This window comes from Pseudotabrizicola sp. (assembly GCF_030684215.1).
GTDB lineage: Bacteria > Pseudomonadota > Alphaproteobacteria > Rhodobacterales > Rhodobacteraceae > Pseudotabrizicola.
In genome coordinates this window covers 228,289-252,770 of record NZ_JAUXOV010000038.1, presented here as the reverse complement: position 1 = coordinate 252,770, position 24,482 = coordinate 228,289, and the positions used below count along the sequence as shown (strand labels likewise).

The 24,482-nt window shown below is 62.1% G+C and carries 25 protein-coding genes; 13 read left to right on the top strand and 12 right to left on the bottom strand.

The features are described from left to right. Positions 1 to 13 precede the first annotated feature (13 nt). Genes Q8K08_RS07535 through upp form a run of 5 tightly spaced genes read left to right on the top strand, consistent with a single transcriptional unit; the run spans position 14 to position 4,512 of the window. Complete coding sequence (locus Q8K08_RS07535) at positions 14 to 406, top strand: cytidine deaminase (RefSeq protein ID WP_304797838.1); 393 nt, start codon at positions 14 to 16, stop codon at positions 404 to 406. Further along, positions 406 to 1,713 carry a thymidine phosphorylase gene (locus tag Q8K08_RS07530; RefSeq protein ID WP_304797840.1) on the top strand — a complete coding sequence of 436 codons (1,308 nt, stop codon included), beginning with the start codon at positions 406 to 408 and terminating at the stop codon, positions 1,711 to 1,713. Before Q8K08_RS07535 ends, Q8K08_RS07530 begins: the two co-directional genes overlap by 1 nt. Further along, positions 1,713 to 2,909 (top strand): phosphopentomutase, encoded by a 1,197-nt coding sequence (locus tag Q8K08_RS07525; RefSeq protein ID WP_304797842.1) that lies wholly within the window; start codon positions 1,713 to 1,715, stop codon positions 2,907 to 2,909. The genes Q8K08_RS07530 and Q8K08_RS07525 overlap by 1 nt, the downstream gene beginning before the upstream one ends. Beyond that, positions 2,906 to 3,877, top strand: a complete 972-nt coding sequence (locus tag Q8K08_RS07520; protein ID WP_304797844.1) for an adenosine deaminase — start codon at positions 2,906 to 2,908, stop codon at positions 3,875 to 3,877. Before Q8K08_RS07525 ends, Q8K08_RS07520 begins: the two co-directional genes overlap by 4 nt. Before the next feature lie 2 nt (positions 3,878 to 3,879). Further along, positions 3,880 to 4,512 carry a uracil phosphoribosyltransferase gene (gene upp, locus Q8K08_RS07515; RefSeq protein WP_305249661.1) on the top strand — a complete coding sequence of 211 codons (633 nt, stop codon included), beginning with the start codon at positions 3,880 to 3,882 and terminating at the stop codon, positions 4,510 to 4,512. 318 nt (positions 4,513 to 4,830) lie between these two features. Here upp and Q8K08_RS07510 read toward each other — a convergent pair whose 3' ends face one another. Continuing rightward, positions 4,831 to 4,953: a hypothetical protein gene (locus Q8K08_RS07510; protein WP_305249660.1), complete on the bottom strand. Its 123-nt coding sequence runs from the start codon at positions 4,951 to 4,953 to the stop codon at positions 4,831 to 4,833. Positions 4,954 to 5,050: 97 nt separating this feature from the next. On the opposite strand from Q8K08_RS07510, the gene Q8K08_RS07505 reads away from it, so the two are divergent. Continuing rightward, positions 5,051 to 5,818, top strand: a complete 768-nt coding sequence (locus tag Q8K08_RS07505) for an SPOR domain-containing protein (protein WP_305249659.1) — start codon at positions 5,051 to 5,053, stop codon at positions 5,816 to 5,818. Positions 5,819 to 5,868: 50 nt separating this feature from the next. Here Q8K08_RS07505 and Q8K08_RS07500 read toward each other — a convergent pair whose 3' ends face one another. Continuing rightward, positions 5,869 to 6,891 (bottom strand): hypothetical protein, encoded by a 1,023-nt coding sequence (locus Q8K08_RS07500; protein WP_304797850.1) that lies wholly within the window; start codon positions 6,889 to 6,891, stop codon positions 5,869 to 5,871. Between the two features lie 180 nt (positions 6,892 to 7,071). Between Q8K08_RS07500 and Q8K08_RS07495 the strand changes: the two genes are divergently transcribed. Next, positions 7,072 to 8,010, top strand: a complete 939-nt coding sequence (locus Q8K08_RS07495) for a DMT family transporter (RefSeq protein ID WP_305249658.1) — start codon at positions 7,072 to 7,074, stop codon at positions 8,008 to 8,010. Between the two features lie 55 nt (positions 8,011 to 8,065). On the opposite strand, the gene Q8K08_RS07490 is transcribed toward Q8K08_RS07495, so the two are convergent. Then, the gene (locus Q8K08_RS07490; protein WP_305249657.1) at positions 8,066 to 8,644 is read right to left on the bottom strand and encodes a thymidine kinase; all 579 of its coding nucleotides are present in this window, start codon (positions 8,642 to 8,644) and stop codon (positions 8,066 to 8,068) included. Positions 8,645 to 8,954: 310 nt separating this feature from the next. Between Q8K08_RS07490 and Q8K08_RS07485 the strand changes: the two genes are divergently transcribed. Next, positions 8,955 to 9,449: a hypothetical protein gene (locus Q8K08_RS07485; RefSeq protein WP_370870529.1), complete on the top strand. Its 495-nt coding sequence runs from the start codon at positions 8,955 to 8,957 to the stop codon at positions 9,447 to 9,449. Here Q8K08_RS07485 and Q8K08_RS07480 read toward each other — a convergent pair. After that, entirely contained in the window at positions 9,442 to 10,782 is a 1,341-nt protein-coding gene (locus Q8K08_RS07480) for a DEAD/DEAH box helicase (RefSeq protein ID WP_304802405.1), read from the bottom strand. The genes Q8K08_RS07485 and Q8K08_RS07480 overlap by 8 nt on opposite strands. A 296-nt stretch (positions 10,783 to 11,078) precedes the next feature. Between Q8K08_RS07480 and Q8K08_RS07475 the strand changes: the two genes are divergently transcribed. Continuing rightward, complete coding sequence (locus tag Q8K08_RS07475) at positions 11,079 to 11,492, top strand: BrnA antitoxin family protein (RefSeq protein WP_305249656.1); 414 nt, start codon at positions 11,079 to 11,081, stop codon at positions 11,490 to 11,492. Positions 11,493 to 11,895: 403 nt separating this feature from the next. On the opposite strand, the gene Q8K08_RS07470 is transcribed toward Q8K08_RS07475, so the two are convergent. Together Q8K08_RS07470 and carB are read right to left on the bottom strand one after the other, a co-directional pair. Then, positions 11,896 to 12,741 (bottom strand): putative phage abortive infection protein, encoded by an 846-nt coding sequence (locus Q8K08_RS07470; RefSeq protein ID WP_305249655.1) that lies wholly within the window; start codon positions 12,739 to 12,741, stop codon positions 11,896 to 11,898. A gap of 93 nt (positions 12,742 to 12,834) precedes the next feature. Then, positions 12,835 to 16,164: a carbamoyl-phosphate synthase large subunit gene (carB, locus tag Q8K08_RS07465; protein WP_305249654.1), complete on the bottom strand. Its 3,330-nt coding sequence runs from the start codon at positions 16,162 to 16,164 to the stop codon at positions 12,835 to 12,837. 198 nt (positions 16,165 to 16,362) lie between these two features. Between carB and Q8K08_RS07460 the strand changes: the two genes are divergently transcribed. From Q8K08_RS07460 to Q8K08_RS07450, 3 genes are read left to right on the top strand one after another with little or no spacing between them, the layout of a single operon-like run. After that, on the top strand, positions 16,363 to 17,502 hold the full coding sequence (locus Q8K08_RS07460) for an aminodeoxychorismate synthase component I (RefSeq protein ID WP_305249653.1): 1,140 nt from the start codon (positions 16,363 to 16,365) through the stop codon (positions 17,500 to 17,502). Beyond that, positions 17,460 to 18,071, top strand: coding sequence for an aminotransferase class IV (locus Q8K08_RS07455; protein WP_304804611.1), 612 nt, complete (start codon positions 17,460 to 17,462; stop codon positions 18,069 to 18,071). Before Q8K08_RS07460 ends, Q8K08_RS07455 begins: the two co-directional genes overlap by 43 nt. Positions 18,072 to 18,116: 45 nt before the next feature. Continuing rightward, positions 18,117 to 18,968, top strand: a complete 852-nt coding sequence (locus Q8K08_RS07450; protein ID WP_304804609.1) for a DMT family transporter — start codon at positions 18,117 to 18,119, stop codon at positions 18,966 to 18,968. Here the strand turns inward: Q8K08_RS07450 and Q8K08_RS07445 are convergent. Genes Q8K08_RS07445 through mce form a run of 3 tightly spaced genes read right to left on the bottom strand, consistent with a single transcriptional unit; the run spans position 18,944 to position 20,138 of the window. Beyond that, positions 18,944 to 19,426, bottom strand: coding sequence for a GNAT family N-acetyltransferase (locus Q8K08_RS07445; RefSeq protein ID WP_305249652.1), 483 nt, complete (start codon positions 19,424 to 19,426; stop codon positions 18,944 to 18,946). The genes Q8K08_RS07450 and Q8K08_RS07445 overlap by 25 nt on opposite strands. Further along, the gene (locus Q8K08_RS07440; RefSeq protein WP_305249651.1) at positions 19,423 to 19,737 is read right to left on the bottom strand and encodes a DUF1467 family protein; all 315 of its coding nucleotides are present in this window, start codon (positions 19,735 to 19,737) and stop codon (positions 19,423 to 19,425) included. The genes Q8K08_RS07445 and Q8K08_RS07440 overlap by 4 nt, the downstream gene beginning before the upstream one ends. Further along, positions 19,734 to 20,138 (bottom strand): methylmalonyl-CoA epimerase, encoded by a 405-nt coding sequence (mce, locus tag Q8K08_RS07435; protein WP_305249650.1) that lies wholly within the window; start codon positions 20,136 to 20,138, stop codon positions 19,734 to 19,736. The genes Q8K08_RS07440 and mce overlap by 4 nt, the downstream gene beginning before the upstream one ends. Before the next feature lie 169 nt (positions 20,139 to 20,307). Between mce and Q8K08_RS07430 the strand changes: the two genes are divergently transcribed. After that, the gene (locus tag Q8K08_RS07430) at positions 20,308 to 21,033 is read left to right on the top strand and encodes a response regulator (RefSeq protein WP_304804602.1); all 726 of its coding nucleotides are present in this window, start codon (positions 20,308 to 20,310) and stop codon (positions 21,031 to 21,033) included. Between the two features lie 5 nt (positions 21,034 to 21,038). Here the strand turns inward: Q8K08_RS07430 and Q8K08_RS07425 are convergent, their stop codons facing one another. The 3 genes from Q8K08_RS07425 to Q8K08_RS07415 all read right to left on the bottom strand — a co-directional run bounded on the left by Q8K08_RS07425 (position 21,039) and on the right by Q8K08_RS07415 (position 24,400). Beyond that, positions 21,039 to 21,755 (bottom strand): GNAT family N-acetyltransferase, encoded by a 717-nt coding sequence (locus tag Q8K08_RS07425; RefSeq protein WP_305249648.1) that lies wholly within the window; start codon positions 21,753 to 21,755, stop codon positions 21,039 to 21,041. 76 nt (positions 21,756 to 21,831) lie between these two features. Further along, the gene (locus Q8K08_RS07420; RefSeq protein ID WP_305249647.1) at positions 21,832 to 23,034 is read right to left on the bottom strand and encodes a DUF1501 domain-containing protein; all 1,203 of its coding nucleotides are present in this window, start codon (positions 23,032 to 23,034) and stop codon (positions 21,832 to 21,834) included. Between the two features lie 4 nt (positions 23,035 to 23,038). Further along, entirely contained in the window at positions 23,039 to 24,400 is a 1,362-nt protein-coding gene (locus Q8K08_RS07415) for a DUF1800 family protein (RefSeq protein WP_304804596.1), read from the bottom strand. Positions 24,401 to 24,482: the final 82 nt, after the last annotated feature.

The following is a 24,482-nucleotide window of genomic DNA, read 5'->3' as shown; positions in this document are numbered from 1 at the left end:
AACCGAGGCTGAGATGACCCTTTTGCAAGCTGCCACCGATGTTCGCCTGCACGCCTATGCGCCCTATTCCCGTTTCAAGGTGGGGGCGGCGCTGAGAACGGAAACCGGCACGGTCTATGTAGGGTGCAACGTGGAAAACGTGGCCTATCCCGAAGGCACCTGCGCCGAAGCGGGTGCGATTGCCGCAATGATTGCGGGGGGTGATACGCGCATTGCCGAGGTTTGCGTGATCGCCGACAGCCCGGATCCGGTGCCGCCCTGTGGTGGCTGCCGCCAGAAGATTGCGGAATTTGCTGCCCCAGGGGTCAAGGTCACACTTTGCACCACCGATGGAAAAGAGCGCAGTCTGACCGTGGGCGATTTGCTGCCCGGCGTCTTCACCGCCGCCCATATGGACCGCGCCTGATGGATGCGCGCGGCATTATTGCACAAGTGCGGGATGGGGAAACCCCTTCGGCCGAGGCACTGGTTTGGTTCGCCCAAGGCTTGGCCTCTGGCGCGGTGACCGATGCGCAGGCCGGGGCTTTTGCGATGGCGGTGCTGTTGCGTGGCTTTTCGGATGGAGGACGCGTCGCGCTGACCCGTGCCATGCGCGATTCCGGGCGCGTGCTGGAGTGGGATCTTCCCGGCCCGGTGCTCGACAAGCATTCCACAGGGGGGATTGGCGATTGCGTCTCGTTGCTGCTGGCCCCCGCGCTGGCTGTATGCGGGGCCTATGTGCCGATGATATCGGGCCGGGGCTTGGGCCATACGGGGGGCACTCTGGACAAGCTGGAAGCGATCCCCGGTTTCCGCACCACCCTGACAGATGACCACCTGTTAAAGCAGATGAAGGGTGTGCATTGCGCCATTGTCGCGGCAAGCGCCGATCTGGCCCCTGCCGATAAGCGGCTTTATGCCATCCGCGATATCTCGGGGACGGTTGAAAGCATAGACCTGATCACCGCCTCCATCCTGTCGAAAAAGCTGGCGGCGGGGCTGGAGGGGCTGGTGCTGGATGTCAAATGCGGGTCGGGCGCTTTTATGAAAACGCCTGAGCGGGCCGAAGCTTTGGCCCTTGCGCTGGTCCGCACGGCGCAGGGTGCGGGCTGTATGACGACCGCGCTGATCACCGATATGTCGCAGCCGCTTGCAACCGCTGCGGGCAATGCACTGGAGGTGATAGAGGTGATGGAGACGCTGACCGGTACGTCGGTCAATGCGGCGCTGTGGGATCTGACCTGTGCTTTGGGCGGTGAGGCGCTTGCCTTGGGAGGCTTGGCGGCGGATGCCGAAGACGGGGCCGGGCGCATCGCCCAAGCGTTGGAAACCGGTGCCGCTGCCGAGGTCTTTGGCCGCATGGTCGCAGCACAAGGCGGCCCTGCCGATTTCGTGGAACGCTGGCCGGATCGTCTGCCCGCTGCCCCGATTGTGCGTGAGGTGCCCGCGCTGGACGACGGCTATATCTCCCGCATTGATGGCGAGGCGTTGGGTCATGCAGTTGTGCATCTGGGCGGCGGGCGGCTGCGCGAGGGCGACCGTATTCACCCCGCCGTCGGCCTGTCCGACTTGATCGGTCTGGGCGAGGAGATCGGGGCCGGGGTGCCGCTGGGAATGGTGCACGCCGCGACAGAGGCGGCGGCAGATGCGGCGATAAAGGCAGTGCAGGCCGCATATACAGTCGGAACCTCTGTGTTGGACGAAGGGCCGCTTGTGCTGAAAAGGATCACCTGATGGCGCGCGCGTTTCTGGTCGTGCTGGATTCCGTGGGCTGCGGCGGCGCGCCCGATGCTGCTGAGTTTGGCGACGACGGGGCCAATACGCTGGCCCATATTGCGCAGGCCTGTGCCGCGGGTCATGCGGACAAAGGGCGCAGCGGTCTGTTGCAGATGCCCAACCTTGACGCGCTTGGCTTGGGGGCGGCGATTGGCCTGGCCTCTGGTGCCGATGCGCCGGGGCTGGGGGCTGCGCCGGTGGGGTTGTGGGGGGCGGCAACAGAGGTGTCGCGCGGCAAGGATACTCCATCGGGTCACTGGGAACTGGCCGGGGTTCCGGTGCCTTGGGACTGGACCTATTTTCCCACAACCGAACCGGCTTTTTCCGCTGATCTGGTGGCAGAGGTGTGCCGGTTGGCTGGGACGACCGGTATTCTAGGTAACTGTCACGCCTCGGGCGTCCCGATCATCGAAGCGCATTGTGAGGCCCATCTGCGCACGGGCTGGCCGATCTGCTATACGTCGGCGGATTCCGTGTTCCAGATCGCCGCGCATGAAGAAGCCTTTGGGCTTGACCGCCTGCTGACCCTGTGCGCCGACCTTGCGCCGACATTGCATGCAATGAGGGTTGGGCGAGTCATCGCGAGGCCGTTCACGGGCGGTTGCGGCGATTTCAAACGCACCGCCAACCGCCGCGATTATGCCATAGCACCGCCAGCCGATACCTTGCTCGATTGGGTGCTCGGGCAGGGGCGGGCCACACATGCTATCGGCAAGATCGGGGATATCTTTTCGATGCGGGGCATAGGAAAGCTGCACAAGGGCAAGTCTGACGCTGACCTTTTCGAACATCTGCTTCGATTGGGAGAGGAAGCCGAGACCGGATCACTGACCTTTGCCAACTTTGTCGAATTTGACAGCCTTTATGGCCACCCGCGCGATGTGGCGGGTTATGCCCGTGCGCTGGAACGGTTTGATGCCGCAGTGCCGCGCTTTCTGGCAACCCTTGGCCCCGGCGATCTGGTGATTTTTACGGCGGACCACGGCAATGACCCCACCTTCAGGGGCACCGAACACACACGCGAACGGGTGCCGGTGATTGGCTATGGTCTTGGCGCAAGGCCCATCGGCCTGTGCAGCTTTGCAGATGTCGGCGCAAGCATTGCGGCCCATCTTGGCGTTCCATCTCACCCCCCCGGAGTATCCTTCCTGTGACCCCGAAAATTGAGCTTCACCTGCACCTTGAAGGCGCAGCCCCCCCGGCATTCATCCGTGGTCTGGCCAAAGAAAAGCGGCTGGATATTTCGGGCATTTTCGACGAGCGCGGCAATTATCAATACAAGGATTTCTGGGATTTCCTGAAGGTCTATGAAGCCGCCACCAGCGCGCTTAAATCACCCGAAGATTATGCCCGCCTGACTCTTGCCGTGCTGGAGGAAAGTGCGGCAAGCGGTGTGGTGTATTCCGAAACCTTCCTCAGCCCCGATTTCTGTGGCGGGCGCGATATTGGCGCATGGCGCGAATACCTGCATGCGATCCGCGAGGCCGCCGATCAGGCCGAGCGCACAATGGGCATCACCCTGCGTGGGATCATCACTTGCATTCGCCACTTCGGCCCGGAAAAGGCCCGCGAAACCGCGCGATGTGCGGCGGACACGGCGGGCGACTGGATCGTTGGGTTCGGCATTGCGGGCGATGAAAAGGTTCTGGTTCCATCAGATTTCCTGTGGTCGTTTGACTGCGCACGTGAGGCGGGATTGCGCTTAACCGCGCACGCCGGAGAGTGGGGCGGGCCGGATTCGGTACGCGAAGCGGTCAATGATCTGGGCGTTGAACGGATCGGGCATGGCGTGCGCGCCATTGAGGATCTGGCGTTGGTGGACGAACTGGCCGAACGCGGCATCGTGCTGGAGGTGTGCCCCGGTTCCAACGTGGCACTTGGGGTTTACCCCGATCTGCGCAGCCACCCCATCGCCCAGCTTTATGAGCGGGGAGTGAAGGTTACTGTCAGCACCGATGACCCGCCGTTTTTCCACACCACCATGGCGCAAGAGTTTGAGGGCCTGCACCGGGCGTTTGACTGGGACGATGGTGTATTCGCGACCCTCAACCGAACGGCGCTTGACGCCGCTTTCTGTGATGCCGATACCAAGACGCGCATCGCCAAAATTCTGGAGCCTTGATCATGCTGGACCATCTGACCGTCGTTACGCACCCTCTGGTCCAGCACAAGCTGACCCTGATGCGTGAAAAAGACACGTCCACCGCGTCTTTTCGCCAGCTATTGCGCGAAATAAGTCTGCTTTTGGCATATGAGGTCACGCGCGAACTGCCGATGACCACAAAACGCATCGACACCCCGCTGGAGCCGATGGACGCGCCGGTGATTGAGGGCAAAAAACTGGCGCTGATCTCGATTTTGCGGGCGGGCAATGGGTTGCTGGATGGCATTCTGGAACTGATCCCGGCGGCGCGGGTGGGGTTTGTCGGCTTGTATCGTGACCCAGAAACGCTTCAGCCGGTGCAGTATTACTTCAAGGTGCCGACGCAATTGGAGGACCGTGTGTGCATCGTGGTCGATCCGATGCTGGCTACGGGCAATTCGTCAGTCGCGGCAGTGCAGCTTTTGAAAGACAATGGTGCCAAGAACCTGCGGTTCCTGTGCCTTCTGGCCGCGCCCGAAGGTATCAAGCGGATGCAAGAGGCGCATCCCGATGTTCCGATCGTGACAGCTTCGGTCGATAGCCACTTGAATGATCACGGTTATATCGTTCCGGGGCTAGGGGATGCGGGCGACCGGATGTTCGGCACAAAATAGCGGGTTAAGCCCTTTACTCGGAAACAATATTATTCCAGTATCCCCCATACGCTACTTGGGGGTAGTCATGGTGTTGAAGTTTGTTCCGGTTGCCATTTTGGCGGTCGTGGCTGGGTTGAGTGTTGCCAATGCTCAGTCCTCCGGTGATTTTGGTGGCCCGCGAGAGCAGCCACCTGCCTCCTTTCAGGGGCAGCAATATGTGGACAGTCGCGGCTGCGTTTTCTTGCGTGCCGGCGTCTCGGGGCGCACCAACTGGGTGCCGCGCGTTAGCCGCAACCGCGCGCCGCTGTGTGGATACCCGCCGACCTTCGGGAATAATCAGGTTGTGGTCACGGATCCCGCACCAAAAGCGGCCCCTGCACCGGTGGTGCGCGCCGCGCCAACCCCGGCGCCAGAACCTACCCCGATGTCCCGGCGCCCGATGGATACGGTCGCCAGCATAACCACCCCACCCCGCATTCGCAGCGTGCAGGCGCCCAAAACGGTTGCGCCGTCTGCATATGTGCCAGCCCCTGTTGCTGTTGCCCCACCCCCAAGGGTGGCTCAACAACCAGTTGCACAGCCCTCGAACCAACAGCAGGCTGATCGGGTCGCAACGACCGGCGGTTCCGGCAAGATTGGGTGCTACACCAATGCCCCGGTCGCCGAGCGGTTTCGGTTGCACAGTGGCGGCAGCATTGTGCTTTGCACCCGTGGCGATGGCGATATCGCCAATGCCCGCGCGCCCCGGCTGCTTGATGGCGCGGCCGCCGTCTCCCCGTCCGGTTATCTGGAAGGCGCAGACCCGGCCTCGCAAATCGGAACCCGGCAACAGCAGCGCGTTGCTATCTCGACGCAGGATCAGCACGCAGTGCCAAAGGGCTATAAGAAAGCCTTTACCGATGATCGTCTGAACCCAAATCGCGCCATAGGCACCCGCCAAGGGTGGGAGCAGCAAGATGAGGTCTGGACGCGCGATGTCCCCGCACAATTGGTTGTAGATGGGGCCCAACCAAGAGGCAAAAAGGTTGTGATCCGCAGGGTCTATGCCTCGTCAAAGTCTGAACCATCCGCGCCCAAAGTAAAACAGCAGCCGGAAAACGGGCGCAGCTATGTGCAGGTTGGCACCTTTGGCCTGCCGTCCAATGCCGATGGTGCGTCATCGCGTTTGTCGGGCCTGGGTCTGCCAGTCGCTCGCTCCAAGACATCGAAAAACGGCAAGGCCTTGCAGATTGTCATGGCCGGACCGTTCGGCTCGCGGGCCGAGGCGCAGGCTGCGCTATCTGCCGCGCGACGTGCAGGGTTCAACGACGCTTTCATCCGCTGAGCCTTTCCGCAAACTCCAAAAGGCTCCTGATCCAGTGATCGGGGGCCCTATTAATTTGTCGAACAGATGTCTTGCAGGCTGACCCATTCCCCGTCTGCCATCAGGGGCTCTGGCACCAGACCTGCCAATGGGTCGGCCTCTATCAGACCAATGGTGGACTCGCCGCTTGGGTCGATGGCGTAGGCATAGGGTGTGCTTGATACACCTGCCGATTTGAACCGCGCAAGCGCCACATCTTCGGGCACCGCCACACCCTTGTCTTGCAACAGCACCTCGCCATATCCGGTCAAAGCCGAATCCGGCAACGCACCAGACGTAAGCAGCCGGAAGGTTGCAGTCAGTCCGGCGTGTTTCAACACTGGCAGGATCGGATCACGCAACTCGGCCTGCAAACGCTCGGTCAGGGCGAGTCCGGCAAGCAGATCGGGGCCGCCCTCATCTTCCACAATTTTGCGCCCGATCAGAATGGTGCCGCCGGGCAGATGCGCAGATCGTGTCACCCCTTCTCGCAGGATCAGGATTTGCGCCCGATGTGGCCCGAACAGTTTGTCTGCCAGATCGGTCAGAGCAAAACTGCCCAAGGGGCTTGTGCAAGGTGATCCGGTCAGGCGCTGGACATCTGCCATTGCAGCCTGACCGATCGCGGCCCGTGTCGCCGCAGGAAGAACAGAGGCCGTGTGTTTCATCAACGTATCGGGCAGCCAGAAAATCCCAAGCCCAAGCACCAGAAAGGTGCCGGACCCTAGCAAGAAACCCCGCAAGCGCCCTGGCTTTGGCCTTTGTCCAGCAAGTGAACTGCGCACGGTTTCCAGTGCAGAAATCATGTCGCGATCATCCAGTTCCAGCGTCTCGATGGCCTCGGCGCCGGGGGCAAACAGGGCGGGGTTTTCTCCGGGGTTAAGCCGCTCTATGGCGGGCAAAGACCAATGGCTGACAGCCGATCCGCTTTTGGGATCAGACAAAACCAGTGTCGCCTCGCGAAAGGCCACAATGACCTCACGCCGTTGGGCCAGCGGGCTGTCACGCCACAGCCCGTTGCTTTCCAGCCGGGTGTATTTTTTCAAGGCCGTCATGGCGCGCGGTGCTTTGCCTGTCATGGTGATAACACTAGACGAAGGCTGTTCTGGCCACAATCACCCGCCATCAGATCAGGATGCCTCCAGCCTTGCCTATAATGTGTGGCAAATGTCGTTTTTGGGCGCGCTGGATGGCAGTGGACAGACTTCAAGATGGGAAAGAAGAAGGATCCCGCCATGCCCCCCGTGACACAGGACAGAACACTCGCCGCCACAGGGCTGATTTGCGGGTATGCCATGCTGATCGGCTTTACCGACAATTATGTGCGGGTGATTGCGCAAGAGCATGGGCTTTGGCAGTTCCATTTTACCCGCACGCTGATGGCGATGGCTTTGCTGGGGCTTGCAGTGCCACTTTTGGGCATGCGTCTGCGCCCGGTAAATGCGCTTGCCGTCGTGGCCCGCAGTCTGATTCATGGGCTGGCGATGGTGATCTATTTTGGCGCATTGGCGTTTTTGCCGGTGGCTATTGTTGCAGCGGGGCTGTTTACCGCGCCGATCTTTGTGTTGCTGATTTCGCGCTTTGCCTATGGCCATGCGATTGGCCCGGTGCGGATACTGGCAGTGGCCGTTGGCTTTGTCGGTGTTATTCTGGTGCTGGGACCCGAGGCGATGTCTGGCGCGTCGGCGGCTGCCATTCTGCCGGTTCTGGCCGGGGCACTTTACGCGCTGGGAAATGTTGCCACCCGTGAGTGGTGCCCAAAGGAAAGCGCGGAAACGCTGGTTGCCGGTTTCTTTGGCATGCTCGGCCTGTTCGGTGCCATCGGTATGGTGGCGTTAACCATATTGCCGCTGGTTTCCCCATCGGGACCAGACGGCTTTTTGATGCGTGGCTATGTGGCGCCAACCATGCCATTCCTGTGGTGGACCTTTGTGCAGGCAGCCGGGTCGCTGCTGGGGGTGGGTATGATGATCCGCGCGTATCAGATCACAGATGCGGGGCGTGCGTCGGTGATGGAGTATGTTATCCTGCCAGCCTCGGCCTTTTGGTCGTGGGTTCTGTGGGGCGAGATGCTTATGCCGATGGCCATGGTTGGGATGGTGCTGATCGCTGCGGCGGGCAGCATGATCGCCCTGCGCGCCAAGGCGGGCGAACCGGTCGCGCCTCAGGCCTGACGGTCTTTCTGGTTGGCGCCAGCAAATGGGGTTGAGAGGCCTGATGGGTGGGCACTCAATCGCCGACCGCCTCGCGCCAATGTCTACGGCACAGGCTGACATAGGTTTCATTCCCGCCGATCACCACCTGATCCCCGTCTCGCAGCGCCTGCCCGTCAGGGCCTTTGCGCACCACCATCGTGGCCTTCTTGCCGCAATGGCAGATCGTGCGTACTTCGCGCATTTCATCCGCCCAGGCCAGAAGTGCTGCCGACCCCGGAAATAACTGGCCTTGAAAATCGACCCGCAACCCGTAGCACATGACGGGAATGCCCAGATCATCCACCGCGCAGGCCAGTTGCCACACTTGCTCTTTGGTCAGGAACTGCGCCTCGTCAATGAAGACACAGGATACCGGGCCAAGCGCAAGGCGGGCGCGCAGTTTGGCAAGCATATCCTCGCCTGCGGCAAAGGTATCGGCGGGGTCGCCTATGCCGATCCGGCTGGCAATACGCCCTTCACCTGCGCGATTGTCGAATTGCGCGGTGATCAGATAGGTTTCCATCCCACGCTCGCGATAGTTATGTGCGGCCTGCAGCAGCAGGGTCGATTTGCCTGCGTTCATGGTGGAGTAGTTGAAGTACAGTTTTGCCATGGCAGAGGCCCTATCCGATTCCGTCAGCGCCCCGCAAGCGTGACCCGCGCTGTTTCAGCGACGGGCGGATAGATAAAACAACAGGTAGGGGCGCGGCAGGCCATCATGTTACATAACCACCGGTTGCCCGGAACTGACACCAATGACGGGCCCGCCGCATGGCCTTGCAGCCACCCCCTGCGGGACAAAAGCACGACGGACCCCCACCCAAACCGATGCTGGGGACATCGGCAACTCACTACTATTCCGGAAAACACCCAGAACATCTTTATCTATGACAATCTCTTACTTTATCATTAATGGGAAAAGCATGGGTGATTTCCCCGTGCTGGGAGATGAAGGAGTATGTGACATGTCGGTTGAAACCTATCTAAAAAAGCACAGCGAAGCCTTGGTCAAGGATGTTGGGATTGAGGCTGCTTGCAAGTTGACGGGTAAGTCAAAAGCGACCCTTGGGCGCTACTACTCGGATTCCAACGAACATGATGATCGTTTCATGCCGATCGACGTAGTGGCCCAGCTTGAGGCCGGGTCGCGGTTCCCGCATGTGACCTCAGCCTTAGCTGATCTGCGCGGGATCACGCTTTCCTACGATGGAGAAAAGCGCAATGCGACCTCAAAGGGCGTTAATCAGGATGTGGTGGTGCTCGCGCAGCGCTTTGCCATGTTGATGAGCGAGTATAACGCCGCCATCAGCGACGGCGTTATCACGGTCAACGAGGCAAAGCGGATGCTGCGCGAGACGTTGGCTATTCAGCAGGTTCTGCTGGAAATGAAGCTGAACCTTGAAGATGAGGTCAGCTAGTCCGGCGCTGTCCCGCTGGCTTGCCACCTTCAGCCCGGCGCGGTGCGTTGCCGCCACCCATGGGCTTTGGCTTGGCGGCCGGACGTGCCTGCTGCGGCTTTGATCCAGCAGGTTTTGCGCCTTGTGGGCGGCCACCTTGCGGACGGGCAGGGCGTTGGCCGCGGTTCTGACCGGGCTTGGGTGCCGCCGCCACGATATCAGCCGCCCAAGGCGCACCGCCAAGGATCGGCAGAGGCTTTTTCAGCAGCTTTTCAATCGCTTGCAATTCGCCCATTTCAGCGGGTGCGCAGAAGCTGACCGACGTTCCCTCGGCCCCGGCGCGCGCGGTGCGGCCGATGCGGTGGACATAGTTTTCCGGAACGTTGGGCATGTCAAAGTTATAGACATGGCGCACGGTCGGAATGTCGATACCGCGCGCGGCGACATCGGTTGCCACCAGCACATCCAACTCGCCATTGCGGAATTCGGTCAGGGTGCGGTCGCGTTGCGACTGCGATTTGTTGCCGTGGATGGACCCGGCCTTGAATCCCCAGCCCGCCAGCAGTTTCATCAGCTTTTCCGAGCCGTGCTTGGTGCGACCAAAGACCAGCGCCTGTTCGGTCGGGTGCTTCTTGAGGTAATCCTCCAGCACGCGGGCCTTGTCGCCGTTGGGCAGGAAGTGCACGCCTTGCGTCACCTTGTCGGCGGTTTTGCCTGCGGTGGTGACCTGAACACGGATCGGGTCGCGCAGGTAAGTGTCTGCAATCTCTGAGATATCCTTTGGCATCGTCGCGCTGAACAGAAGGGTCTGGCGTTTCAGCGGAATGTGCTTGGCGATTTTACGCAAGGAATGGATGAAGCCCATGTCGAGCATGTGGTCGGCCTCGTCCAGCACCAGATAGCCGCACTGGTCGAGCTTTACATCGCCGCGCTCCAGCAGGTCGATCAGACGACCGGGGGTGGCGACCAGAACATCGGTGCCTTTGGACAGGGCTTGCGCCTGCCGAAACAGCGATGCTCCGCCCACAACCATCGTCACTTTTACGGGCGTGCCTTTGGTGAAGACTTCAAGGTTGTCCTTGATTTGCAAGGTTAATTCCCGCGTCGGCGCAAGGATCAGGGCGCGCACGTTCTTTGGGCCAGGCGGGTGGCCGATATCGAGCAAGCGGTGCAAGAGCGGCAGACCGAAGGCTGCCGTTTTACCGGTGCCGGTCTGGGCCAGACCCATCAGGTCGCGGCCCTGCATGATATAGGGGATCGCCTGCGCCTGAATGGGCGTCGGCGTCTGAAGGTTGGTTTTCTCAAGGGCTTTCAGCAGCTTGTCGCTGAGGCCAAGATCGGCAAAAGTGGTCATTTGGGTCGTTCCATCAAACAAAAAGCAGGCGGTCCTCGCCCCCCAACAATTTGGGAGACCGTGCGCGCCGTCGGCGCCCCTGCGTGATGGTGGGAACCTGTATCCGGGCCTTTCGGTGCTCACGCGGCACGGGCTTCGGATAGGGGGGAAATGAGGGTTTTTGTGGCAGAAGTCAAGGGTCTGGTTTTTATAGGGTTCGGGTATGGCTTGCGTATGGCCTGCGTCATGACGTCAGCGCGCGGGCTGTTTACCCGTTTTGCGGCGGTTGTGATGCAGTCTGGCGGCGGAGGTGCGCCATGACAAAAGGGGACGATAATCGTAACGCCAGCTATCACCGGATGGCCGAGGGGCTGCGCAGTCTGGAACGCGCGCTGCACGGGTCCGCACGCGGCGCGGAGGCCGTGCCCGAGGAGTGGCACGCCATCGCGCAAGGTGTGGGCGCTGGCCGCAAGGTCAAGCTGACGCTGTGGGTGCAGGCCGACGTGCTGCGGTTTTTCCGCAGCATGGGGGCCGGGCACACGACACGCATGGCCGAGGTGCTGTCTACCTTTATGCATGCCCGTCTGGCGGGGGTGATCAAGGGGCCGGAGGCGGTGGATTATTCTGCGCCCTACCGCACGGAGGAGGAGGTGGCGGGCTTGGAGGAGCGGGCGCGGCGCGACCGGGCGGCGTTGGAGGCGGATCTGCGGCGGGCGGGGCGGGGGGAGTAGGGGGCTTGTGGTAAGTTGTTTCACTCGCAGGCGCGGGGATGATCCGCCCTACGTCTTCTTCTCTTGGCCCGGAATCAAGGCGCTTTAACGCCGCCGGGCCGCGCCCCACCGCTCGACAGGCGATTGTCTTTACAATCGCCGAGAGTGGACCTCCCCCCGGGAGGGCGCGTTGCAACGGGTGCGCCTAGAACTTCGGGGGAGGTGGGGGGATGAATAAGGTGCCTAGAACTGGCGTGGCCGCGTCATCCCGAGGTCGGGCGCGGCCTTGTGTGGAGACTGAATTAGTTTAACAAAGATTACACAAACACCACTTAAAATTCCTTACGGCCTGAACTTTGAGTAACTCAGAACGATGAAAAGAAATCTGAACAAATATGGTTATTCAGATAGACTCTTAGCAAATTCAGCTTTCTCTAGCCAGAAACGCCTCTGGCGGGTACATCTCACAAAGTAGCTTTCGGGTCTTACCAAGAGGCAGATACTTAAGTAATCGAAATTGGACAATCAAGTCACGCATATCTTTTGAAATTGGAGCAAGGCCATTTATTGCGATGAGCTTTATTTCAGTACTTGTGAGTTGACTGCGCAGAATGTTTCCATATTCAGCCTTCTGTGCGTCAGACAGAATTGTATCATCACGCAACTTTCCCAAAATAGTGTAAACTAGCCGGAAGTATGGAGCTAGCGTGCTTTCACTTCTGTTGTGTATGCGGGATAAGTAAATTATCGATAGCGTCTGGCTTGTTTGCTTTGGCGAATTAGACAGTTTTGCCCAGTGGTTGAATTCCAAAACAGATGCAACAAACGCTTTTCTGCCCGTCCTTGGAGCAGCAGTTAACTTTGGGTTTCGATTTAAGTTTCTAGCTTTGAGGTAGCCGGGTGAGTAAGAAAACGTAACTTCCTCTCGCACAATTCGCATCAAGCGCAGCAACTCAAAAAAATTCTCATCAAAACGTTGGATGTGTGTATCTTCTGCTTGTCTAGCAGACGCTTTTCGTTGTTCTGTCAAAGTCTGAACAACCATTGTAAAACCAAAAATTGAAATAAGCGCGTTCAGTGCACCAAAAGAGTCTCCCCACTGTCCAATTACTTCAAAGCGCTCATCATCGAATATTTTTCCAAAGATAAATTGTGAAAACAGCGCCCAAATCACCCAAAGAGCGGCGGCGCATATGAAAATTAGAAATGGAAGGTTCTTAGAAAAAAGCGACCCAACTGAAGAAAATCCTCTGCGGCAAGATTTGAGCATCTAGTTTATTCCAAAATTTGTTCTACGTTTTGCACATTAACGATCCTCGTTTGCGAAATCAAAACATTAGCCAGCTTACACGAGAATCTAGCCTCACCCCTGCAACGTCCGCACCCCATACCCCTCACCGCGTGCCTTCATCGCCGCGACCGCTGCGATGCTCGCCGCTGCGGTCGTAAAATACGGGATCTTGTCCATCAGGGCCACGCGCCGAATATCGCGGCTGTCGTTGATGGCTTGGGTGCCTTCGGTGGTGTTCAGGACGAGGGCTATGTCGTTGTTTTTCAGGCGGTCCACGATGTTGGGGCGGCCTTCATAGACTTTGGCGACGGGGGTGGTGGTCACGCCGACCGATGCCAGCCATATGGCGGTGCCTTTGGTGGCGACGATCTCGAACCCCATGGTCACGAGGTCGCGGGCGGCGCTGGCCAGGCTTTCCGTTTTGTCCATGTCCTTCACGGAGAGGAAGACGCGGCCCTGTTCTGGCAGGATGGTGCCTGCGCCCATTTGCGCCTTGAGGAAGGCCAGTGCAAAGGTGCGGTCCCAGCCCATGACCTCGCCGGTGGAGCGCATTTCAGGCCCGAGCATCGGGTCGACACCGGGGAAGCGGGCGAAGGGCAGCACCGCCTCTTTCACGCTGAACCACGGGGTGATCGGGTCGGCGAGGGTGAAGGGGTTGGCCAGCGGCAGGTCAGTATCGGGGCCGACGCCTGAGGCGTAAGGCGCGCGCAGCGGGAAGTTCGACATTGGCTCGCCGGCCATCAGGCGGGCGGCGATGGCGGCGATGGCAGAGTCGGTGGCTTTGGCGACGAAGGGCACGGTGCGCGAGGCGCGGGGGTTCACCTCCAGCACATAGATGGTGCCGTCCTTGATCGCGAATTGCACGTTCATCAGGCCCACCACGTTCAGCGCGCGGGCCATGGCGACGGTCTGGGTCTTGAGTTCCGCAATGGTGTCGGCGGAGAGCGAGTGGGGGGGCAGGCAGCAGGCGGAGTCGCCCGAATGCACGCCGGCCTCTTCGATATGTTCCATGATTCCCGCAACATGGACGTTGTGCCCGTCAGAGAGGGCATCCACATCAACCTCAATCGCGCCGGACAGGTAGCTGTCGAGTAGGACCGGGTTGTTGCCGGACACTTGCACGGCTTCACGGATATACCGCTCCAGCTGGGCATCGTCGCGAATGATTTCCATCGCGCGGCCACCCAGCACGAAGGAGGGGCGGATCACCAGCGGATAGCCGACCTGTTTAGCCACAGCGAAGGCCTCGTCACGCGAACGCGCCGTGCCGTTGATGGGTTGTTTCAGGTTGAGAGTGTTCAGGAGTTGCTGGAACCGCTCGCGGTCTTCGGCAAGGTCGATGGCGTCGGGGGTGGTGCCGAGGATCGGGATGCCTTCGTTCGCAAGCGCCTGTGCCAGTTTCAGCGGGGTCTGGCCGCCGAATTGCACGATGACACCGTGCAGGGTGCCGTTGTCTTGTTCCACGCGGAGGATTTCGAGGACGTGTTCCAGCGTGAGCGGCTCGAAATACAGGCGGTCGGAGGTGTCGTAATCAGTGGAGACGGTCTCGGGGTTGCAGTTGACCATGATCGTCTCATAGCCCGCATCGGTGAGCGCGTAGCAGGCGTGGCAGCAGCAGTAGTCGAACTCTATCCCTTGGCCGATGCGGTTGGGACCGCCGCCGAGGATGACGACCTTTTTGGCGGCTGATGGCCGGGCCTCGCATTCCACGTCACCCATGACCGGGGATTCGTAGGTGGAATACATGTAGGGGGTTTGCGCCTCAAATTCGGCGGCGCAGGTGTCGATGCGTTTGAAGACGGCGGTGACGCCGAGGCGCACGCGGGCGCGTCTGATTTGCGCCTCATCCCGGCCGGTGAGGGTGGCCAGACGGGCGTCGGTGAAGCCCATCATTTTCAGTTTGCGCAAGCCGGTGGCGTCGAGCGGCAGGCCGTCGTGGCGGATTTGCGCCTCGGCGTCGATGATTTCGCGGATGCGCGCGAGGAACCATGGGTCGAACGAGGTGATGGCGTTGATCTGGTCGTTGGTAAAGCCGTCGCGCATGGCTTGCGCGATGACGCGCAGGCGGTCGGGGGTTTGCAGCGACAGCGCCTTGGAGATGGCGGCTCGGTCGGGACCACCCGGAATGGCGATTTCGTCAAAGCCGGTGAGGCCGGTTTCCAGGCTGGCCAGCGCCTTTTGCATCGATTCGTGGATGGTGCGGCCAATCGCCATAACCTCGCCCACCGATTTCATTGCGGTCGTGAGGTTGTTTTCCGAACCGGGGAATTTCTCGAAGGCAAAGCGCGGGATTTTCGTCACGACATAGTCGATGGAGGGTTCAAACGACGCCGGGGTGACTTTGGTGATGTCGTTGTCCAGCTCGTCCAGCGTGTAGCCGACCGCCAGTTTGGCGGCGATTTTCGCAATAGGGAAGCCGGTGGCCTTGGAGGCCAGCGCCGAGGAGCGCGAGACGCGGGGGTTCATTTCGATGACGACCATGCGGCCATCGGCGGGGTTGATCGCCCATTGCACGTTGGAGCCACCGGTTTCGACCCCGATTTCGCGCAGCACGGCGATCGAGCCGTTGCGCATGATCTGGTATTCCTTATCAGTCAGCGTCAGTGCGGGGGCCACGGTGATGGAATCGCCGGTGTGGACGCCCATCGGGTCGATGTTTTCGATGGCGCAGACGATGATGGCGTTGTCGGCGGTATCGCGCACCACCTCCATCTCGAACTCTTTCCAGCCGAGGAGGGATTCGTCGACGAGGATCTGGGCCATGGGCGAGGCTTCCAGCCCCGAACGGCAGATCGCCTCGTAATCATCGCGGTTGTAGGCGACGCCGCCGCCGGTGCCGCCCAAGGTGAAGGCGGGGCGGATGATGGCGGGCAGGCCGACGTAGTCGAGGGTGTCGATGGCTTCGCGGATCGCGGCGTTGATGTCGTATTTGCCGTTGGGCAGTTTGGGGGCGGCGATGATGGTGGCCTTGGGGTTTTCCAGCCCGATCCGGTCCATCGCTTCGCGGAACAGCTTGCGGTCTTCTGCCATTTCAATGGCTTCGCGCTTGGCGCCGATCAGTTCAACGTTGAACTTTTCCAATATTCCCAGATCTGCAAGCGCCAGCGCTGTGTTCAGCCCGGTCTGGCCGCCCATGGTGGGCAGAAGCGCGTCGGGACGTTCTTTTTCGATGATCTTGGCGACGACTTCGGGCGTGATCGGTTCGATATAGGTCGCATCGGCCAGCCCCGGATCGGTCATGATTGTGGCCGGGTTGGAGTTTACCAGAATGACGCGGTAGCCTTCTTCGCGCAGCGCTTTGCAGGCCTGTGCGCCTGAGTAGTCGAATTCACACGCTTGACCGATGACAATGGGGCCCGCACCGATGATCATGATGGATTTGATGTCGGTTCTTTTCGGCATATCGGTGGCCCCTGTCCATGGCTGATCGCGGGCCCCGGTAACACCGGGTCGCGGATTCGTGCGGTCTGCGCAAATTGACGGGGGTTTAGGGGGTTGTGCGGCAAGGCGCAACCCTTTGCGAAGGGGTCGCTTGCGGCCTGTTCCGGTGGGGGGCTGCGTGCTAGATGCAGATGCGGTGTAACTGGCGGATTTCGGGCGATGATTGTCATTGAACATGGGCCGGGAGGGCAAGGCGTTGCGTTTCTGCGCCCGCAGCGGGTGTTCGTGGCGCATGAGGCCGATGAGGTCGCGGCATGTATTGCCGCCGCCGAAGCGGCGCGTGTGCAGGGCGCGTGGATTGCGGGCTATATCGCCTATGAGGCGGGCTATGCGCTGGAGCCGAAACTGGCGGCGCTGATGCCCACGGGCCGGCGCGGGCCGCTGGTGTGTCTTGCGGCGTTTGACGCGCCCGAGGAGCCAAGTGCGATGTTTGCCCGCGCGGCCGAGGAGGGCCGCGGCGTGGCGCTGGAGCCTTTGGTGCCCTGCGTTGCGCGCGAGGCCTATGCGGCGGCGTTCGAGCGGGTGCAGGACTATATCGCCGCAGGGGATTGCTACCAGATCAACCTGACCTTTCCGATGGCATCAAAGCTGCTGGGCGGCACCGCGCTGGGGCTTTATGGCGCGCTGCGGGTCGGGCAACCGGTAGGGTTCGGAGCCTTTGTCGATCTGGGCGTGGGGCCGGTGGTGGTGTCACGCAGCCCCGAGTTGTTCTTTCGCGTGGGGGGCGGAGTGATTGAAAGTCGCCCGATGAAGGGCACGGCGCCCCGGTCTGATGACCCGGTGGAAGATGCGTGGCTGGCCGGGGAGTTGCACGCCAGCGACAAGGCGCGGGCCGAAAACCTGATGATCGTGGACCTGCTACGCAACGATATTGCCCGGATGTCAGAGGTGGGATCGGTCAAGGTGCCGGAACTGTTCGCGGTGGAAAGTTTCGCGACGGTGCATCAGATGAGCAGCCGCGTGCAGGGCCGGTTGTTGCCCGGTGCGGGCCTGCCGGGGCTGATGGCGGCGCTGTTTCCGTGTGGGTCTGTCACGGGCGCGCCGAAAATCCGCGCGATGGAGATTATCCATGAGGTCGAAGACGAGCCGCGCGGGGTCTATTGCGGGGCGGTTGGCTGGGCCGGGCCGGATGGTGACCAGTGCTGGTCTGTTGCCATTCGCACTTTGCGGGTCTGGCCGGATGGCGAGGTGCGGCTGAATGTGGGTGGGGGCGTGGTCTACGATTCCACCGAAGACGGCGAATGGGAGGAGGCGCTGTGGAAAGCACGCTACGCGACGGGGCTGACACGCCGGGACTGAAGCTGATTGAGACGATGCTTTGGGACGGGGCCTGCGTGCCGCGCTGGCCGCTGCATGTCGCACGGCTGACGGCGGGGGCTGTGGCGCTGGGCTGGGCGGTGCCTGCGCTATCTGTTGCGGGGCCAGCGGGGCAGGCAGCGCGGCTGCGGCTGACGCTGGACTGTGCCGGAGTGGTCGAGGTTGAGGTGGGCGCGGTGCCGCCTGCGCTTGGACAGTGGCGGTTGGGGCTGGCGGCGGAGCGGTTGTTTTCGGGTGATCCGTGGCTTGGGGTGAAATCGACCCGGCGCGCGGTTTATGACCGGGCGCGGGCAGGGTTGCCTGCGGGTCTGGACGAGCTGGTGTTTCTCAATGAGCGGGGAGAGGTCTGTGACGGCACGATCACCACGCTGTTTTTCGATCGCGGCGCGGGGGTGCGGACTCCGCCCTTGCGCAGCGGGCTGTTGCCAGGGGTGCTGCGGGCAGAGACGGGTTGTCCCGAGGAGGTGCTGATGGCGGAAGATCTGCCAAGGGTGCGGCTATGGGTGGGCAATGCGTTGCGCGGGATGTCCGGGGCGGTGTGGGTTGGATAGGGCAGATGCGCTCCGCGCGGGGAGTATTTGGGGAAGCAGCAAGCCATGAGCGGTGTGCGTTTGCTGGGATGGACGGCGCTGGCGATGCTGGCTTTCGCGGCCAATTCGGTGCTGAACCGGATGGCGGTGGGGGCGGGGGCAATGGACCCGTTGGCCTTTGCTGCCGTGCGTGTCGTGGCCGGGGCGGTGATGCTGGCACTGCTGGTGGGATTGCGCGGCGGGGCTGTCTGGGCAGGGTGGCGCGGGCGGTTGCCAGGGGTGTTCGGGTTGGTGGTCTATCTGGTCGGGTTCTCGGTCGCCTATCTGGCGCTGGGGGCCGGGGTGGGCGCGCTGATCCTGTTCGGCGCGGTTCAGGTGACGATGTTTGCGGGGGCTGTGTTGTCTCGTGAGGTGGTGCCGGGGCGGCGCTGGCTGGGGGCGGGGCTTGCCTTTGCCGGGTTGGTTGGGCTGGTCGCGCCGGGCGGGGCAGAGGTGCCGGTGGCGGGCGCTGTCGCGATGGCCTGCGCGGGCTTTGGCTGGGGGATTTATTCGCTGGCCGGGCGCGGGGCTACCGATGCGCTGGGGGCGACGGCATGGAACTTTGTGCTGTCGGTCCCGGTGGTGATCGCGGTGGCGCTGCTGGTGGGGCAGATGCAGATGAGCGTGGCGGGCCTGTGGCTGGCGGTGCTGTCGGGGGCGGTCACTTCGGGCCTTGGCTATGCGCTTTGGTACCGGGTGGTGCCTGAATTGGGTGCGGCGCGGGCGGGTGTGGCACAGCTGACCGTGCCGATGCTGGCGGCGCTGGGCGGGGCTTTGGTGATGGGGGAGGCCGTGGGTTGGCGGTTCTGGGCGGCGTCAGCGCTGATATTGGGTGGCGTGGCCTTGGCGAGCCGTCAGAGTGCTTTGAGCAAACGGTGAATGGTGTGCCCGGTCTGTGCGTCATGGCGCGACAGGCCCGTGGGCACGAAACCCATGCGCGCCCAGAACGCCGCGCCGCGCGGGTTGGCCCCCAGCACGGCAAGGTAGAGCCGTTGGGCCTGCGCGTTACGGGCGAGGGATTCGATCTGGGCAAGGAAAGCCGCGCCGTGGCCTTGGCTGCGCGCCTGTGAAGCAAGGATCATCAGGCCGAGGTAAGCATCTGAGGGGGCAGGGAAGCCGAAGGAGAGTTCGGCGACACCTGACAGGGTGCCGTCGACAAAAAGGCCAAGGCGGTGTGAGGCGGCAGGGTCGCAACCGGGTGGGGTGGCTGTGAACACCTCCTCCACTTCGACCGGGCCGGGGGCGTGGCCCTTCCACAGCTGGTAGTAGTCTTGCGCGCGGGTCAGCATGTCTGCCACGGCAGCGCGGTCGCTGGCCGAGTTCAGCGCGCGGATCATGGGGTGGCGGATACTGGGGTGGAGGATACTGGGGTGGAGGATACTGGGGGCATCCGGCCCATCCAGTCGAAATCCCGTACTGAAATGACGCCCGAGGTGATGATCGCGGCCAGAATGCCCCAGACGATGATGGCGAACAGCGTGGTTACCTTGGCCTTGCGGCCGACCATTTCATCAAGCGGTGCGCCGCGCGGTGTGCCCGGCACAACGACGCCGGCGTCGCCTTGGGTGGTCAGGCGCAGCGGCAGCACGATGAAGAACACCATGAACCATACAACGGCGAACAGGACGGCAGCAGCGGTGATGGTCATATCTGTTCCAACTCGATCAGGCAGCCGTTGAAGTCTTTGGGGTGCAGGAACAGCACCGGCTTGCCATGTGCGCCGATCTTCGGCTCGCCCGTTCCCAGCACGCGCGCGCCAGAGGCTTTGAGCGTATCACGCGCGGCGAGGATGTCTTCGACCTCATAGCAGATGTGGTGGATACCGCCTGCGGGGTTCTTGTCGAGAAAGCCTTGAATGGGAGAGTTTTCGCCCAAGGGATACAGCAGTTCGATCTTGGTGTTGGGCAGGTCGATAAAGACCACCGTGACACCGTGGTCGGGTTCATCTTGCGCCGGGCGCACCGACGCGCCCAGCGTGCCTGCGTATTGGGCGGTGGTGGCGGCAAGGTCTGGCACGGCGATGGCAACATGGTTCAGGCGGCCGATCATGGGTGTCTCCTTCGGGCGAGTTGGCGAGGTTATGGGCGGGGGCGCGGTGTGAGGCAAGGGGCCGATCCGTCGCAGGGGGGAATTTCGCAGAGCCTTGCCTGTGTTTAACGGGTTGTTAGTCGATTCTGACGTCAGATTGATCTTGCCGCTTTCATGCTGGGGGATCGCCATGCCTGTGTCAAACCGACTGGAAACCGCCACGCGGCCAGCCTTTCTGCCCCGTGGGGTTGCAGCCCCGGAGGTGGGAGCACTGCCCTTGGCGGGCATCACGATTCTGCTGGTTGAAGACAGCCGCTTTGCCTCTGATGCGTTGCGGCTGATATGCCAGCGTTCTGGCGCGCGGTTGCGGCGTGCGGAGTCGATTGCAAAAGCGTGGGCACATCTGCGCACCTATTGCCCGGATGTGGTGATTGTTGATCTGGGCTTGCCCGACGGGCGCGGTGATCGGCTGATCCGGGATCTGGGCAACTCGGGGCGGGTGCAGGTGGTTCTGGGCCTGTCGGGGGACCCGGACGGGCGGGCGCTGGCGCTGGCGGCGGGGGCCAAAGGGTTTTTGGAAAAACCGCTTCACAGCCTTGGTGCATTTCAACGGGCGATTTTGCGCCATGTGCCGGGACGCTTTGCCCCCACCGTCCGCGATGACGACGATCCGTTCAACGTTGCAGCTGACCCTTTGGCCCTGCGCGATGATCTGGTCCATGCGGCGGCATTGCTGGCAGCCGCCCCGGATGCCGCGGCGCGGGGCTATCTGGCGCGCTTTGTTGCCGGCATTGCGCGCAGCGCGGGAGACACGGATCTGGCTGAAGCGGCCGGGGCGGCTGCGCGGGGGGATGAGGGTGTCGCGCGGTTGCGCAGCCTTGTGCAGCGCCGTCTGGGCGACAGCGCGGCCTTCTGACAGTGTTAGACGCCGGGATCAGACGCAGCGCGCACCAACCGGGACAGATCGGACAGGCGTTCGCGTTGCTTGCCCGTTGCGTCAAAATTTACCGGGGACAGCCATGCGGCAAACGCTTCGCGCAGGGCAGGCCATTCGCTGTCGATCACGGAAAGCCATGCGGTATCGCGGTTGCGTCCCTTGCTGACCATGTGGTTACGGAAAATACCTTCATAGCTGAAGCCAAGCCGCTGCGCCGCGCTGCGCGACGGCAGGTTCAAAGCGTTGCATTTCCATTCATAACGCCGATATCCGGCAGCAAAGGCCCAGTCCATCATCAGATACATCGCCTCGGTGGCGGCGGGTGTGCGTTGCAGCGCAGGTGACAGGCAGATGTGGCCGACCTCTATGCTGCCCGCCTCGGGTGAGATGCGCAGGTAAGAGGTGACGCCGACGGCATGGCCTGTGGTGGCGTCGCGCAGGGCAAAGAACACAGGGTCGTTGCGGCCCTGATGATCCTTTACCCAGCGGTGATAGGCCGAGGCCGAGGAGAACGGGCCATAGGGCATGTAATCCCACAAGGCATCATGGCCGGAAAAGGCGGCGAACAGATCGGCGGCGTGGTCATCCGCCTCCAGCGGTTCCAGCCGGATGCGCTTGCCTTCCAGCGTCAGCCCGGCGGGAGGAAGCGGCGGGGGAGACCAGTTTGCAAGCAAGTGTCCCTGTGGTGCCTGTATCTGCATTCCCGCGCCCTGTATGATCCTCGGACGGTTATGTCTTGCCTGTGGGGCGGGGCGCAATGGGGAATCTATCGGTGTGTCAGGCCAGAAGGCCGGGGTTATCGCCCATGGAAAGGCCGGGGAAAACATTGGTTTCCAGCAGGGTGCGGTCAAAGCCATACATACCGCGCATGGCCCAAGCCGCCCAAGCCCGCACATCCGACGTGGGCATCAGATCGCGGCGTTGATACAGCGCGGACTCGTCCAGCCCTGGCCATTTGCCCATGACGCGCCCGCCTTTCAGCGCGCCGCCTGCCATCAGCATGGCGCCGCCCGTGCCGTGGTCGGTGCCCTTGGTACCGTTTTCAGCCACGGTACGGCCAAATTCGGTCATCGCCAGCAACAGGGTCTTGCCCCAGATGTCGGGGCCAAGCTGTTCGGACATGCGCAGGACCACCCGCTCCAACCGGCGCAAGGGCAGGGTGATGCCGCCGGACTGGTTGCGGTGTGTGTCCCATCCGTTCAGCGAAAACGCGGCAACACGGGTATCTTCGCGCAGGCGGTCGGCGGCAAAATCGGTGAGGCGCTCAATATCGGCCAGCCGCCCCCCCGCGCCGGGGCTGGCCATGCCATCCATACGGGAAAGGTCGATGCTTTCGGTCAGCGACACGGCCTCGGTCGCGGCATCGCGGAACAGGGCGTCATCATGGTAGATGTGGTCGAGCAGCAGACGGCTTTGCGCCGACAGGTCCAACCGCAGATCGGGTTGCCAGTTGCTGACGGGGGCAGGGCCTTGCAGCAGAGGGGCAGAATCGGTGCCGATGGCAAAAGCGGTCTGCGCGCGCAGGCCGGGGACTGATTGCAGCATCCGGTTGAGCCAGCCATCGCGCACGGCGGCGTTAGGCACATCAAGCCCGGTGCCGGCCTCAAGGATATCTTGCCCGTCGAAATGACTGCGCTGGTCGCGGTAAGGGGTTGATGTGGCCTGCACAAAGCCCAGATGCCCGGCCTGCCACAAGGGCATCAGGCCGGTAAGTGTGGGGTTCAGACTGAAATACCCTGTCAGATCAGGGCCTTGGTTTGCTGACAGTGTGGGGCGGTAGCCGGCGAACAGCGGGTCACCCGAGGGGCGGACCAGATCAAGCCCGTCCATTGCGCCGCGCAGTATAACCACGATAAGCCGGTGATCGCCCAACGGCGCGCTGCCATCGGATGCGGCCAGCGTGACGGTGGTCATCATCGGGTGAGCGGCGAGTGAGCATGCGGTGCCGGTCAGGCCCTTGAGAAACAGGCGACGGTCCATTGGGCTACCTTCGGTTGAATTCGGGGCTGGCCAGCACCAGCCCCACCGCTTCGCGGATGTTTTCGGATTTCGGCACCGCCCAGGCCAACCGCTCGCCCAGATGCGCGCCAAGGCAGCGGGTCATCAGCGCCGTGGGGTCTGGCAGGGGGGTGATCAGGCGCTGTGGCATGTCCATCGCCCATGTGATCCGGGCGGCCATGGTTTCAGGGGTGATCCATGCCTCTGCCATCTCGGACCAGCCATCGGGACCGGGGGGCGATTGCCACGGCTGGCCCATGGCGGCCATCGGTTGCAGGATCACCTCGCGGAACACATCGTCGGCCATGCGCATCACATCAGCCCCATCCAACCCCAGTGCACGCAATGCGGCAGCTATGAAATCAAAGGGTTGGCGGGCCTTTTCCTGCATTTTCCCCCAAGCGGCGGGTTGGGTCAGCAGCGATTCCGTCACCGCCAGCAGATCGCCACCCGAAATCCGCCAAGCGTCGGTAAGGGCCTGCACCAGATCAGGGTTGGGTTGGTCTGACACGAAATGAATTGCCAGCTTGCGCGCCAGATGCGCGGCGGTGGACGGGTTTTCGGCCAGATCATCCAGCGCCTTTAACACCGTGGCCAGCGTGTCGCCCTCATAGACCGTGCCCAGCACGGTTTCGGGGCCCGGTTCGGCGCGGCGCGCATCGAAGGTGGGGCCTTTTTTGCCAACGGTCAGCCCGGTGAGCAGGGCCGCCATTTGCGTCACATCATCTTGGGTGTAGCCGCTGCCGACGGTGTGCAATTCCAGCAGTTCACGCGCCAGATTTTCGTTCAGACCCTTGGTCCGGCGCTGACCGATGCGCGAGTTGGGGCCAAAGCTGCGCGACTGGTCCAGATAGCCCAGCATCGCGGGGTGCTGAATCACGGCCTTGAGCATATCGGCAAAGCGGTCGGTGATGTAGGGGCGGATCGCTTCCTCTACCATCGTGGCGGGCAGGGGGCTGTCACGGCGCGAGCGGGCGACGGTGGTGAAATGGTCGGCCCAGAACTGCACAAGGCGTTCGCGAAAGCCGTCGGTGGCATCCAGCGCGCGGGCAAAGGTGGTCTTGGCCGCCATCAGGGTCACGCCCTCCAACTGGGCGATGGCCTGACGATAATCCTGGCGGGCGGCGTTCGCTTCGGCGGTTTCAGCCCGGCGTGAGGTGCGCAACATGCTGTCCGCGCGGGCCAGTGTTTCGGTCAGGTCATCCAGACGGGGGCCGGGATAGGTGGTGGCCATGGTATCGGGCCCGCGCAACGCAGCCAGCATTGACGCAGGTTCCGCCGGAGCCAAAGCGGGCAGGGGCAGGCCATAGCCAAATCGAAAGGCGGCAGTGGTCTTGTCTTGGGTCATCGGGCCGTCCTTGAGGTGCGTGCAGGATAAGGGCAAACGCGGCCCTTTGCACCGGGGATATGCACCAGCGCGGCGTCAGACG

Bases quoted from the DNA above. Each gene is read 5' to 3' on its own strand.
- Q8K08_RS07535 (WP_304797838.1), top strand. From the start codon at position 14: ATGACCCTTTTGCAAGCTGCCACCGATGTTCGCCTGCACGCCTATGCG.
- Q8K08_RS07530 (WP_304797840.1), top strand. From the start codon at position 406: ATGGATGCGCGCGGCATTATTGCACAAGTGCGGGATGGGGAAACCCCT.
- Q8K08_RS07525 (WP_304797842.1), top strand. From the start codon at position 1,713: ATGGCGCGCGCGTTTCTGGTCGTGCTGGATTCCGTGGGCTGCGGCGGC.
- upp (WP_305249661.1), top strand. From the start codon at position 3,880: ATGCTGGACCATCTGACCGTCGTTACGCACCCTCTGGTCCAGCACAAG.
- Q8K08_RS07510 (WP_305249660.1), bottom strand. From the start codon at position 4,953: ATGCTGGCGACCGTATCCATCGGGCGCCGGGACATCGGGGTAGGTTCT.
- Q8K08_RS07500 (WP_304797850.1), bottom strand. From the start codon at position 6,891: ATGACGGCCTTGAAAAAATACACCCGGCTGGAAAGCAACGGGCTGTGG.
- Q8K08_RS07495 (WP_305249658.1), top strand. From the start codon at position 7,072: ATGCCCCCCGTGACACAGGACAGAACACTCGCCGCCACAGGGCTGATT.
- Q8K08_RS07490 (WP_305249657.1), bottom strand. From the start codon at position 8,644: ATGGCAAAACTGTACTTCAACTACTCCACCATGAACGCAGGCAAATCG.
- Q8K08_RS07485 (WP_370870529.1), top strand. From the start codon at position 8,955: ATGGGTGATTTCCCCGTGCTGGGAGATGAAGGAGTATGTGACATGTCG.
- Q8K08_RS07480 (WP_304802405.1), bottom strand. From the start codon at position 10,782: ATGACCACTTTTGCCGATCTTGGCCTCAGCGACAAGCTGCTGAAAGCC.
- Q8K08_RS07475 (WP_305249656.1), top strand. From the start codon at position 11,079: ATGACAAAAGGGGACGATAATCGTAACGCCAGCTATCACCGGATGGCC.
- Q8K08_RS07470 (WP_305249655.1), bottom strand. From the start codon at position 12,741: ATGCTCAAATCTTGCCGCAGAGGATTTTCTTCAGTTGGGTCGCTTTTT.
- carB (WP_305249654.1), bottom strand. From the start codon at position 16,164: ATGCCGAAAAGAACCGACATCAAATCCATCATGATCATCGGTGCGGGC.
- Q8K08_RS07460 (WP_305249653.1), top strand. From the start codon at position 16,363: ATGATTGTCATTGAACATGGGCCGGGAGGGCAAGGCGTTGCGTTTCTG.
- Q8K08_RS07450 (WP_304804609.1), top strand. From the start codon at position 18,117: ATGAGCGGTGTGCGTTTGCTGGGATGGACGGCGCTGGCGATGCTGGCT.
- Q8K08_RS07445 (WP_305249652.1), bottom strand. From the start codon at position 19,426: ATGATCCGCGCGCTGAACTCGGCCAGCGACCGCGCTGCCGTGGCAGAC.
- Q8K08_RS07440 (WP_305249651.1), bottom strand. From the start codon at position 19,737: ATGACCATCACCGCTGCTGCCGTCCTGTTCGCCGTTGTATGGTTCATG.
- mce (WP_305249650.1), bottom strand. From the start codon at position 20,138: ATGATCGGCCGCCTGAACCATGTTGCCATCGCCGTGCCAGACCTTGCC.
- Q8K08_RS07430 (WP_304804602.1), top strand. From the start codon at position 20,308: ATGCCTGTGTCAAACCGACTGGAAACCGCCACGCGGCCAGCCTTTCTG.
- Q8K08_RS07425 (WP_305249648.1), bottom strand. From the start codon at position 21,755: ATGCAGATACAGGCACCACAGGGACACTTGCTTGCAAACTGGTCTCCC.
- Q8K08_RS07420 (WP_305249647.1), bottom strand. From the start codon at position 23,034: ATGGACCGTCGCCTGTTTCTCAAGGGCCTGACCGGCACCGCATGCTCA.
- Q8K08_RS07415 (WP_304804596.1), bottom strand. From the start codon at position 24,400: ATGACCCAAGACAAGACCACTGCCGCCTTTCGATTTGGCTATGGCCTG.